This is a genomic window from Anaeroglomus insulsum (assembly GCF_050689095.1).
Taxonomy (GTDB): Bacteria; Planctomycetota; Phycisphaerae; order Sedimentisphaerales; family Anaerohalosphaeraceae; genus Anaeroglomus; species Anaeroglomus insulsum.
Map to the genome: position 1 here is coordinate 47800 of NZ_JBOGCL010000009.1, position 13456 is coordinate 61255.

The window sequence follows — 13456 nt, forward strand, 5'->3', positions numbered from 1 at the left end:
TGTAGTCCTTATCCAATTTCTTTATGATATTGCTGCAGCGATTTCACATCACGCTGTTTTTCTTTGCATGCCAATATGCCTTTTGCCGCTGCCAGCGCCGCCGCAGTCGTTGTCACATACGGAACCTTATATTTAATAGAGGCTTTACGTATATACGAATCATCATGGCTGCTTTGTTTGCCGGCCGGAGTATTAATTACCATTTTTATTTCGCCATTCATGATACTGTCGAGAATATTGGGGCGGCCCTCATGGAGCTTAAGTATCTTTTCGGCTTCGATTCCGTGCTGCGTCAGGAAAAGATATGTACCTTCCGTCGCAATAATATCCAGTCCGGCTTTCTTAAGTATCCTGGCCGGCTCAAGTATCTCATTACGGTCTTTCTGGGCTACGGAAATCAACACCTTGCCCATCAGAGGCAGGATTTGCTGAGCAGCCTCCTGAGACTTATAGAATGCCATCCCAGCCGAATCAGCCATCCCAAGCACTTCGCCGGTGGATCGCATTTCCGGCCCCAGAATCGGGTCCACTTCCGGGAACATATTGAACGGAAAAACCGCCTCTTTCACTCCATAATGCGGGATTTTTCTGTGAGAAAGCGATATTTCCGACAGCTTTTTACCCATCATTAGCTGAGTTGCAATCCGAACCATCTGGATATTGCATACCTTAGATACGAGGGGCACCGTTCGTGAAGCTCGGGGGTTAGCCTCAAGAATATAGACTTTATCTCCGGCAATGGCATACTGAATATTAATCAAACCGCAGACTTTCAATTCTACGGCAATTCTGCGTGTGTAGTCTTCGATCGTCTGCAGGTGCCGGGGCGGAATCGACACCGGCGGCAGGACGCAGGCGGAGTCGCCCGAGTGTATGCCGGCCAGTTCGATATGCTCCATGATCGCGGGAATAAAAGCGTCTTTCCCGTCGGAAATAGCGTCCGCTTCGACTTCGAGAGCATGTTCGAGGAATTTGTCAATCAGAATCGGACGATCCGGAGAGATATCCACGGCGGCATTGACATAATGAGTCAGCATCTGTTCATCATAGACGACTTCCATGCCTCGTCCACCCAACACGTACGAGGGACGAACCATCAGGGGGTAGCCGATTGTCTTTGCAATCTCGAGGGCTTGTTGCAGGTTGGAAGCCATTCCCGATGCCGGCTGGGGGATGCCCAGTTTTTTGATGACCTTGCTGAAACGGTCCCGATCTTCAGCCAAATCAATGGAATCGGTTGAGGTTCCCAGAATGCGCACGCCGGCCTGTTCCAGTTGCCTGCAGATGTTCAGAGGAGTCTGGCCGCCAAACTGCACGATGACGCCTTCGGGCTGTTCCTTGTTATAAATCTGCAGCACATCTTCGACCGTCAGCGGTTCAAAGTAAAGCTTGTCGGAGGTGTCATAGTCAGTCGATACGGTTTCCGGGTTGCAATTGACCATGATGGTTTCATAGCCCATCTCACGCAGTGCAAAGGCTGCATGGACACAGCAGTAATCGAATTCAATACCCTGGCCAATGCGGTTAGGGCCGCCGCCGAGAACCATAATTTTTTTGCGATTGCTGACAGTGACTTTGTCAGGGGCATTATAGGTTGAATAATAATAAGCCGCATTTTCGACACCGCTGACTGGAACCGGTTCCCAGGCTTCCATGATGCCCAGAGCCTTGCGTTTCTGAAAAATATCCTTTTCAGGGATACCCAGCAGCTTGGCAAGATATTTATCGGCAAACCCATCCTTTTTGGCCTGAATAAGCAGGGCATCCGGCAGCGTTTTACCTTTGTATTGCAAAATCTGTTCTTCCAGTTCGACCAATTCCTTCATCTGCTGAATAAACCAGGCTTTGATATAGGTCTTGGCTTGCAGGGCTTCCACGGTTGCCCCCTTGCGAAGAGCTTCATACATAATGAACTGCCGTTCGCTGGTGGGATATGCCAGCATAGTCATCAGCTCATCAAGGGTTTTTTTGTTGAAATCTTTGGCAAAGCCCAGTCCATATCGGCCGTTTTCGAGCGAACGAATAGCCTTTTGGAGTGCCTCCTTGTAATTTTTGCCGATGCTCATGACTTCCCCGACAGCACGCATCTGGGTGCCGAGCTGATCTTTAATGCCGCGGAATTTCTCAAAGGCCCACCGGGCAAATTTAATGACAACATAATCGCCGGAGGGGGTGTATTTTTCGAGCGTCCCATCCCGCCAATAGGGGATTTCATCGAGGGTCAGCCCCCCTGCCAGCAAGGAAGAGACAAATGCTATCGGGAACCCGGTTGCCTTGGATGCCAAAGCCGAGGAGCGGGATGTGCGGGGGTTGATTTCAATCACTACCACACGTCCGGTTTTGGGATTGTGGGCAAACTGGACATTGGTGCCGCCGATTACACCGATGGCATCCACTATAGCATAGGAATATTGCTGCAGTTTATCCTGAAGTGATTTTTCAATCGTCAGCATGGGAGCGGCACAGAATGAATCTCCGGTATGGACTCCCATTGCATCGATATTCTCGATAAAACAGACGGTGATTTTCTGGCCTTTGGAATCGCGGACCACTTCCAGTTCGAGTTCTTCCCACCCTTCAACCGATTCTTCAATTAGAACCTGGCCAACCAGGCTGGCCGAAAGCCCACGGCTGACAATGGTACGGAATTCCTCGATATTATAAACCAGCCCCCCGCCGGTACCGCCCATCGTATAGGCCGGGCGAATGACACAGGGCAGGCCAATCTTCTCGAGAATGCGTTCGGCATCCTCAAGACTGTAGGCAATTTCACTGCGCGGCGTATCAATCCCCAAAGACGCCATGGTATCTTTGAATATCTGACGGTCTTCACCCCGTTCGATGGCGTCTTCCTTAACGCCGATAATCTGCACACCATATTTATCAAGAATGCCTTTTTTGGCCAGGTCCGACGATAAATTCAGACCGGTCTGACCACCCAGGTTGGGCAGCAAGGCATCCGGACGCTCTTTGGCGATAATCATTTCCAGCGACTTGACATTCAGGGGTTCGATGTAAGTAACATCCGCCATGCCCGGGTCGGTCATAATAGTCGCCGGGTTGGAATTGACCAGAACAATTTGGTATCCGAGTTTGCGCAATGCTTTACATGCCTGTGTGCCGGAATAATCGAATTCACAAGCCTGACCGATTACGATCGGACCGGAGCCGATAATCAATACTTTTTTGATGTCTGTACGTTTTGGCATTGGCCAGTGTCCTTCATGCTAAGTTCTTCATGCTTCATGCGTTTCCGGAGAAATCCGGTTTATATCGATTAGTAATAGGCATCCGCCGGTCCTTGCCGAAAGCCCGGGGAGTGATCTTGACACCGGGGGGGCATTGGCGTCGCTTGTACTCGGCCAAATCCACCAAACGAAATACCCGTTCAACCGTTCGCGGCGGAAACCCTTCGGCAATCAGTTCGGAGGGGGATTTCTCGCGTTCGATGTGTCCCTGCAGGATGACATCAAGGATATCATATTCCGGCAGCGAATCGCTGTCTTTCTGGTTGGCCCGCAGTTCGGCGGTGGGGACGCGGTCAATGGTGCTTTGGGGAATCCGTTCTTTCCCTGCCATCCGATTGACATACTCGCTGAGCTGATAGACCAGGGTTTTGGGGACATCTTTGATGACGGCAAAGCCACCTGCCGTATCGCCGTAGAGAGTGCAATACCCCACGGCGGTTTCGCTCTTGTTGCCTGTGGTCAAAACCATATAGCCAAGCTGATTGGACAGCGACATCATCAGGCAGCCGCGAATACGGGCCTGAAGATTTTCATAAGCAAGCCCCTGTTCATTCCAGCCCGGGACTGCAGACAACACCGTGCTGAATTCTTTTAAAATACTCTCGATGGGCAGACTATAAAAATGAATGCCCAGGTTTTCGGCCAGCTTTCGGGCATCATCCTGGGTCTGGGTACTGTTGAATCGAGACGGCATCGTAATCCCAAGAACATGTTCCGCCCCAAGTGCATCCGCAGCAATCACAGCTGTCAGTGCTGAATCAATCCCGCCACTAAGACCAAGCATCGCTTTGCTAAATCCGTTTTTACGAACATAATCCCGTGTCCCCAGCACCAGAGCCTGATAGACTTCGGCAACGGGTTCCAGTTCCTCTTTTACAGGAAGCGATTCAGCCGATGGCGGTAAAGAGACAAGAACAGACTGATTTTGGATGGTGATATCTGCATAGACAATATCATTTTCAAAGGCCTTGCCGGAGGCGATAACCGCGCCTGTTTGGTCGGCAATCAGGCTCCGCCCGTCAAACACAAGTTCATCCTGTCCACCGATGAGATTGCAGTAGAAGACCGGCTTTTGAAAATGGGCGGCACATTGTCCGACAATTGCCTGACGCTGATTGGATTTTCCGGAATGGAAAGGTGATGCGGAAATGTTGATGATACCATCAAAACGACAGGGTTTCAGAAATCGTGTCAGCCAGTCAAGATTCCAGATATCTTCACAGATGGTCAAAGCCAGATGTACCCCGTTGACTTCACATACCATGGGTTCATAGCCGGGGGTAAAATAACGTTTTTCGTCAAACACGCCGTAATTGGGCAAAAGCACTTTGCGATAAATGGAAGCGATTTTACCGCTTTGAATGACGGCCAGTGAATTGTAGATATGTGTATCCTGTTGTTCAGCGAATCCGACCATCAGAACTGGACCGTCCCAGTCGGCAGCCAGTTGTTCCAGAACCTGCCGGGTATCCTGCAGGAAACGCGGACGCAGGAGCAAATCCTCCGGCGGGTAGCCACACAAACACATTTCCGGGAAAACAACGATATCGGCACCCTGCGCCTGGGCCGTCGCTGCAAAATGGCCAATCATGGCGGCATTGCCTGCCAGATCGCCTACCGCGACATTACACTGTACCAGCGCTATCCGTATCGCCATGTGTTCCCAATCCCCTGTGTCTAACTGTTTTTCTGATACCAGTTCAAAATGGCTTCAGCAGCCTTACGCCCGCTGTCAATCGCCCGAACCACCAGAGAAGCCCCGGAGACCGCATCACCGGCTGCAAACACCGAGGGGATGTTGGACTGATAGTGATTGACTTGAATGTTGCCGCGGGCATCCAGGTCAAGATGCAAATCCTGAATAAGCTGATTGTGTTCCACATGCACAAACCCCATAGCCAGCAAAACCAGCTCCGCTTTAATCACCAACTCGGAATTCGGGATTTCATTCATGATCCAGCGTCCATTCTCCTGTTTCCAATCTACTCGGCAGGCATGGACTTCTTTGAGACCAGAGGCATCTCCGACGAACTTTTTGCTGGCAATACCCCACATCCGCGTACATCCTTCCTCATGAGAAGACGAAGTGCGCATCTGCCGGGGCCACATCGGCCAGGGCGTATCAGCGGGACGGCTTTCCGGAGGCTGGGGCAGAATTTCAATCTGGGTAATCGACGCGGCCCCCTGACGGCGTGATGTTCCCACACAGTCGCTGCCGGTATCCCCGCCGCCAATCACCAGGACATTCTTGCCGGCAGCACTGATTCGACTTGACAAATCGAATGGTTCATTGGAATTGAGCTTATTCTGCTGGGACAAAAATTCCATCGCATAATAAATGCCCGGGATGTCCCGGCCCGGAATCGGCAAATCACGGGGTTTGCCGGCCCCCATCGTAATACAGATATAATCATACATTTTCTGCAGGTAATGCGCGGAAATATCTTTGCCCGCATTGACACCGGTATGAAATTTAACGCCTTCAGCCTTCATTTGTTCCAGCCGGCGGTCAATCACCCACTTTTCGAGTTTGAAATCCGGAATGCCATACCGCAGCAGGCCGCCGGGCTTCTCATCTTTTTCAAAGACTGAGACATCAAACCCAGCCCGGGCAAGCTGTTGAGCCGCTGACAATCCTGCCGGACCAGAGCCAATGATAGCAACCGTTTTGCCATTTTTAACCGCCGCCGGCATGGGCTTAATCCAGCCTTCGGCAAAACCGCGTTCCACAATCTGGTATTCAATATGCCGGATCGTAACGGGTTTGTCATTAATCGACAGCGTGCAGGAAGCTTCACAAGGCGCCGGACACACACGGCCTGTAATTTCCGGCAGATTATTCGTCGCGTGCAATACCTCACAGGCCTGCTGCCAGCGTCCCTGGTACACCAGGTCGTTAAATTCAGGGATATTATTGCGAACTGGACAGCCCGTGCCATGGCAAAACGGAATGCCGCAATCAATACAGCGAGCCGCCTGTTTTTTCAATTCATCGGGGGTCAGGGGGATTTCAATTTCCTTGTAATCCTTAATCCTGCATTCCACCGGACGGTAGCCGGTCGATTGCCGCGAAAATTCAATAAAGCCTTTTGTCTTAGCCATGGAACACCTCCTCGGTTGCCGGGGTCTGTTCCGCCGCCCTGCGTTCCTGCTCGCGCATCCGTTCGAGGGCCTTGCGGTAATCCGTTGGTATTACTTTCACAAAACGACCCACCATATCCGGCCAGGCATTGAGAATGCGTTTTGCCCGGCTGCTGCGAGTCAGTTTTTCATGCTTTACAATATGCTGATACAGGATATCTTTATCTTCCTGCCGCCAAACGTTTTCCAAATCTACCATATCAAGGTTGCAAAGGGTGTCAAACAACTGCATTTCATCAAGCACATAGGCAATGCCCCCGCTCATGCCCGCGGCAAAATTGCAGCCGGTTTTACCCAGCACAATCACCAGGCCGCCGGTCATGTATTCACAGCCGTGATCCCCGACACCTTCGACAACCGCCGTAGCCCCGCTGTTGCGAACGCAGAATCGTTCGCCGGCCATCCCGTTGATATACACCTCGCCGCTGGTAGCACCATACAGCAGGGTATTGCCGACAATGATATTTTCATGGGCCATAAAAGGCGAATCCGGCGGCGTTTCCACAATAATCTTGCCGCCAGATAATCCCTTGCCCAGATAATCATTGCTCTCGCCGACAAGGCGAAGGGTGACACCACGGGCCAGGAAGGCACCGAAACTCTGTCCCGCAGAGCCATGGAAGGTGATATCAATGGTGTCTTCCGGCAATCCCTTCAGGCCATATTTCAGAGCAATTTTGTTACTGAGAATGGTCCCCACAGTACGATTGACATTGCGAATCGGCATGTCAAGGGAGACTTTTTGGCCTTTTTCAATGGCATTTTTGCATTTTTCGATAATCTGCCAGTCCAGATGATCTTCGAGCCGATAGGGCTGAGGCCGGCTGAGTCGAATGGCGCTGGAATCCTTATGCTCCGGGATATAAAACAGCTTTGAGAAATCCAGCCCTTTGGCTTTGTAATGGTCAACGGCTTTTTTGGAGCACAGCCGATCAGCCCGGCCAACCATCTCCTGGACTGTACGGAAGCCCAATTGAGCCATAATCTGCCGTACTTCTTCAGCCACAAACATCATATAACGAATGATATATTCGGGTTTGCCGCGGAACCGGCTGCGGAGTTCGGGGTCCTGTGTCGCAATACCGTACGTACAGGCACCATCATGACACCGACGAAGCAAAGTGCATCCCATGGTTACCAGGGCACTGGTGCCGAAGCCGAATTGTTCTGCTCCAAGCAAGGCCCCAATGACAATGTCTCGGCCGGTCCGGAGCTGACCATCCACCTGCACACGTATCCGGTCACGCAGTCCATTGAGAACTAGTACCTGCTGAGTCTCCGCCAGCCCGATTTCCCACGGGCAGCCGGCATGTTTGATCGAAGACAAGGGGCTGGCGCCCGTCCCGCCATCATGGCCGCTGATGAGGACCTCATCAGCATTCCCTTTGCAGACACCCGCAGCGACTGTCCCGACCCCCACTTCAGAGACCAGTTTGACCGAAACCTTGGCCGTGGGATTACTGCACTTGAGGTCGTAAATCAGCTGGGCCAGATCTTCAATCGAATAAATATCATGATGCGGCGGAGGCGAAATCAGGGTAACACCCGGCGTTGAAAAACGAAGCTGTGCAATTTCATCGGTTACCTTATGGCCGGGCAGCTGGCCGCCTTCACCCGGCTTGGCCCCCTGCGCCATTTTAATCTGCAGTTCCTTGGCATGGGCCAAATAATTAATTGTTACGCCAAATCGTCCGCTGGCCACCTGCTTGATGGCGCTATTTAAAGAATCCCCATTGGGCAGCGGTTTATAGCGTTCGGGGTCCTCGCCGCCTTCTCCTGTGTTGCTCATGGCACCAATCCGGTTCATCGCTATCGCCATGCATTCATGGGCTTCTTTGCTGATGGAACCATGACTCATCGCCCCGGTACAGAATCGCTTGACAATCTCCGATGCCGGCTCCACTTCCTCCAGCGGAACGGGTGTACCCGGGACAAATTCGAACAAGCCACGCAGCGTGCACAGTGCTTTATCCTGCTCGTTGATGGCTTTGGCAAATTCATTGTAAGCCTTCTGGTCATTATTCATAACCGCATGCTGCAGACAGGCTACGGTCGTCGGATTCCACAGGTGACGTTCTCCCTCACAACGGAAATGATAGTCTCCGCCATATTCCATTTCGAGTTCGCCGGGCCTGCGGTTACGATAGGCCTCGTGATGCCGGCGAATGGCATCAGCAGCAATTTGACGCAGGCCAATGCCTTCGATGCGGGAGCTGGTTCCAACAAAATATTTATCAACAAACTCCTTGTTTAATCCAACTGCCTCAAATAACTGAGCATTGAAATAACTGCGAAGGGTCGATATGCCCATCTTGCTCATGACCTTGAGGATTCCTTTTTTGATCGCGGCGATAAAGTTGTCCGCACACTGGCCCAAATCGATTTTGGCGGGCAAATCCCCCTGCCGCTGCAGTTCCTGCAGCATCTCAAAGACCAGATAAGGATTCACCGCATTGGCACCGAATCCACACAGCAGGCAAAAATGCATCACTTCACGAGCTTCGCCGGTTTCGACAATCAGCCCCGCCTCACCACGAAGGCCCTTTTCAATCAGCCCGTGATGTACGGCGGCCACCGCCAGCAAGGCAGGAATCGGGGCCTTGTCGGCATCGCACCCCTTATCGCTAATCACTAACAGGGATGCACCATTGTCAATTTCCCGCTGGGCAGCGGCGACCAGTTTATCCAGCGAGCGTTCCAGATTGACCGCCGGATCATTGGAATGGGCATCAAAAAAGGCCGGCAGGGTTGCCACTTTGAAGTCTTCGCGTTTCACATTGCGAAGACGAATCATGTCTTCATTCGTCAGAATGGGATGAGGCAATTTCAGCTGACGGCAGTGCTGGGGCGTCTCATCCAGGACATTTCGTTTTTTGCCGGTAAAGCTCATCAGGCTCATGACCAGGCCTTCTCGCAGCGGATCAATTGGCGGATTGGTAACCTGGGCAAACAACTGCTTGAAATAGTCGTATAACAGACGAGGCCTGTCACTTAATACGGCAAGCGCAGCATCGTTGCCCATGGACCCAACCGGCTCCTGGCCATTTTGAGCCATCGGAGCAATAATCATCCGCATTTCTTCGCGGGTATATCCAAAGACTCGCAACCGCGTATATAAGGTATCGATATCGGTAATAGCCGCCTTGGGCGTATCAAACAGCCCCCGCAATTCAATGCGATTTTCTTCCAGCCATCGACGATACGGCTTCTGACGGGCTATCTTGCTTTTGATTTCCTGGTCGGTGATGATTCGCCCTTCCACGGTATCCACCAGAAACATCTTACCAGGCTGCAAACGCCCTTTCTGACGGATCTGATTGGACGGAAATTCGATCACCCCGGCCTCGCTGGCCAGTACTGCCAAACCATCGGTGGTTACCAGGTAGCGACTGGGACGCAGACCATTTCGGTCCAGCGTACCGCCCAAATAACGACCGTCGGTAAAAACCATTGCCGCCGGACCGTCCCAGGGCTCCATAATCGAGGAATGATATTCATAAAAGGCCCGTTTATCGGTACTAATGTGATACCGTGCCCCAAATGCCTCCGGAATCAGCATCATCATGGCGTGCGGCATACTCCGGCCCGCACGGACCAATAGCTCCAGCATCTCGTCAAAATTGGCCGAATCACTGGCGCCGGGAGTCAGGACGGGAATCAAATCGGACAAATCTTCTCCAAGAATCGGCGACTTAAGATTTTGTTCCCGCATGCGCATACAGTTTCGATTGCCGCTGAGGGTGTTGATTTCGCCATTGTGCGCAATGCAACGGAAGGGGTGAGCCAGTTTCCAATTGGGAAAGGTATTGGTACTGTATCGCTGATGAACAATAGCCAGCGCCGATGTCATTCGCTCATCCGATAAATCCGGATAATATGCGAACAACTGCCAGGCCATGAACATTCCCTTATAACAGATGGTCCGGCAAGACAGGGTACTGACATAGAAATCATCCCCTTGCCTGCCGAGAGCAGCAACCTGTTTTTCCGCCCGTTTGCGGGCCATATACAACCGACATTCCAGGGCTTCGTCGCGATACGCCTTGCCATCCACAAACAGTTGTTTAATAGAGGGTTCCGCCTGTAAAGCGATCGGTCCAAGGCAATCATTCTTATAAGGTACATCACGCCAGCCCAGGACTTTCATCCCGTAATGTTCGATGGCCCGTTCCAAGATTGCATCACACTTGGCACGAAGCTGGGGATCCTTGGATCCGAACACCATCCCAACGCCGTAGGTGCCGGGATGCGACAGTTCAATCCCCTGCGTCTTACACACATCTGCAAAAAAATCATGCGGAATCTGGAACAGGATACCGGCGCCGTCGCCCGTAATATCATCGGCACTGGCCGCCCCGCGATGATGCAGATTCAAGAGCACCTGCTTGCCATATTCAAGGATCGCATGATCCCTACGCCCATTGATATTCACCACGGCACCGATACCACAAGCGTCGTGTTCATATCGTGACTCATATAAACCCTGATTTTCTGGTACCAAAATCATTCTCCGTTGTCTGGTTATAGTCCTATTTCTTTTTAGGGGTTACAAAATTCGGAATAGTTTAGCGAAATCCCCCTTCACTGTCAAGATTCAACCTTTTAGATGATGAAGATTTCTGCATTAAATCCGCATTTGTCGATAAAAAAACCCTGCTGGTCAATTTCCGCCAGCAGGGCCAATCTGTAAATTGTTGCGTTGTTATATCGCCTACCTCTTACCTTACAAACAGCATCTGAGCGTATGTGGGCAGCGGCCACATGTCAGCATCCACCAGCGTCTCCAGTTCGTCGGATGCCGCACGCACTTCGGCCATGGCCGGAACAACAATATCTTTGTAGGCATCGGCCTTTTTCTCGATGTTGGAAATCGCCTTTGCTTTGGCCATTGCCGCAGCTAAGGCGTCCAGGCCGTTGCTGAGACGATCAATTAACTCCGTCACCTTTGTCAGCAATTTCTTCTGTGAGTCGCAGGATGCCCCGGCATCGGAAACCGTGTTGAGACTGTCAGCGACGACCCCCGCAAATTCCATCGCCGCCGGCACAATCTGGCGACGACCGATATTGAGCATGGCACCCGCTTCGATGTTCAGCGTCTTGGCGTAATTTTCCAGCAGGATTTCCTCGCGTGCATGCAGCTCAACTTTACTCAGGACGTTATGTTTGCTGAACAGCTTAACATGTTCCGGCTCAGTGATGGTCTTGATCGAATCAACACAGTTGCGAATATTGGGCAAACCGCGTTTTTCCGCTTCGACAACCCAGTCTTCAGAATAGTTATCACCATTGAAGACAATACGAGCATGTTCCTTGGCGATCTTCTGGAGCAGCTTTTGAACATCTGCGTTGACACTCTTACTCTTTTCAAGCTGATCGGCAATTTCGCACAATACATCAGCCACGATAGTATTCAGCACAAACATCGGGCCGGCGGTGGATTGCGACGACCCAACCATACGAAATTCAAACTTGTTGCCGGTGAAAGCAAACGGACTGGTGCGGTTGCGGTCTGTGGTATCTTTGGGCAAAGGCGGCAGCGTAGTGACGCCAACTTTCATTTCACCGCCCTGCTTGCTGCTTTTAGCCTTGCCGGTAGCAAGCTGCTCGAAAATATCCGTAAGCTGATCGCCCAGGAAAATAGACACTATGGCCGGAGGTGCTTCGTTGGCCCCCAGACGATGATCGTTGCCGGGAGTTGCCACGGACGCACGAAGCATCTTGGAATATTTATCCACAGCCCGAATCACCGCACACAGGAAAACCAGAAACACCATATTGTCATGAGGCGTATTGCCCGGCTCCAGAAGGTTGACGCCGGTATCGGTGCACATGCTCCAGTTGTTGTGTTTGCCAGAACCATTGACGCCTGCAAACGGCTTTTCGTGCAGCAGGCATACAAATCCGTGCCGAAGAGCTGTTTTCTGCATCACATCCATCGTCAGCTGGTTATGATCCGTGGCAACATTGACCGTCGAAAAAATCGGGGCCAGTTCATACTGAGCCGGAGCCACTTCATTGTGCTGGGTCTTGGCCGAGACCCCCAGCTTCCACAGCTCGTTGTTCACTTCGTTCATATAGTTTGCAACGCGTTCATTCAGCGAGCCGAAATAGTGATCTTCCATTTCCTGGCCGCGAGGTGAGGGAGCCCCAAACAGCGTGCGGCCGGCCAGCATCAGATCCAGTCTCTTTTCGAAGAACCTGCGATCCACCAGGAAATATTCCTGTTCTGGCCCCAGCGTGGCCATCACCGACTTGACCTCGGTATTTCCAAGTACTTTCAGTACGCGCACTGCCTGTTTGCTAAGGGCTTCCATTGAGCGAAGCAGCGGCGTCTTCTTATCAAGAGCCACCCCCGTATAGCTGCAAAAAGCACAGGGAATATAAAGCGTAACATTTTTGCCAACCTCACGAATGAATGCCGGAGAGGTAATATCCCAGGCAGTGTAGCCACGGGCTTCAAATGTGGCCCGAAGTCCTCCGGAAGGGAATGAAGATGCATCTGGTTCGCCCTTGATCAGCTCTTTGCCGCCAAATTCAAGGATGGTGCGACCGTCGGCAGTAGGATTGATGAATGCATCATGTTTCTCAGCAGTCAAGCCTGTCATCGGCTGGAACCAATGGCAATAATGGGTTGCCCCCTTTTCAATGGCCCAGTCTTTCATGGCGTTGGCAATCACATCGGCAACCGCAGGGGTTATTTCCTGATTCCCCTTGCGAGCCTGGACAAATGCCTTATAGATATTCTTGGGAAGCCGCTCACGCATGACGGCATCATTAAATACATTTGACCCAAAAATCTCTTTAGTACATTTTGGCGTCTCCATTACAAGTTCTCCACAAAAAAAGTCTTCATTTCTTTGGTCATCATATGAGATTTACACGATGCAAATCCTATATCAGACACTGGACAATTACAATTTATTTAATCTTCATACAAATGCCGTGAATGCCCAACGATTCATTTGCATGATTTACCGGCAAGGGCCGACCCCGGAGAAACCGGAAGTCGGCCTGCATGAAGAACACCAAAAACGCAAAGAACCAGTCGTCCCCATTCACTATCCCCC

Annotated in this window: 5 protein-coding genes; all 5 read right to left on the reverse strand. The window is 51.5% G+C overall.

Features of this window, described 5'->3' with window-relative positions; genetic code table 11:
- Positions 1-8: 8 nt before the first annotated feature.
- On the reverse strand, positions 9-3209 hold the full coding sequence (gene carB, locus ACQ9LF_RS09220) for a carbamoyl-phosphate synthase large subunit (protein WP_462489103.1): 3201 nt from the start codon (positions 3207-3209) through the stop codon (positions 9-11).
- 34 nt (positions 3210-3243) lie between these two features.
- Entirely contained in the window at positions 3244-4905 is a 1662-nt protein-coding gene (locus ACQ9LF_RS09225) for an NAD+ synthase (protein ID WP_462489104.1), read from the reverse strand.
- Between the two features lie 20 nt (positions 4906-4925).
- The gene (locus ACQ9LF_RS09230; protein WP_462489105.1) at positions 4926-6350 is read right to left on the reverse strand and encodes a glutamate synthase subunit beta; all 1425 of its coding nucleotides are present in this window, start codon (positions 6348-6350) and stop codon (positions 4926-4928) included.
- Positions 6343-10896 carry a glutamate synthase large subunit gene (gene gltB / locus ACQ9LF_RS09235; RefSeq protein WP_462489106.1) on the reverse strand — a complete coding sequence of 1518 codons (4554 nt, stop codon included), beginning with the start codon at positions 10894-10896 and terminating at the stop codon, positions 6343-6345. Before gltB ends, ACQ9LF_RS09230 begins: the two co-directional genes overlap by 8 nt.
- Before the next feature lie 211 nt (positions 10897-11107).
- The gene (locus tag ACQ9LF_RS09240) at positions 11108-13213 is read right to left on the reverse strand and encodes a glutamine synthetase III family protein (RefSeq protein WP_462489107.1); all 2106 of its coding nucleotides are present in this window, start codon (positions 13211-13213) and stop codon (positions 11108-11110) included.
- Positions 13214-13456 lie beyond the last annotated feature (243 nt).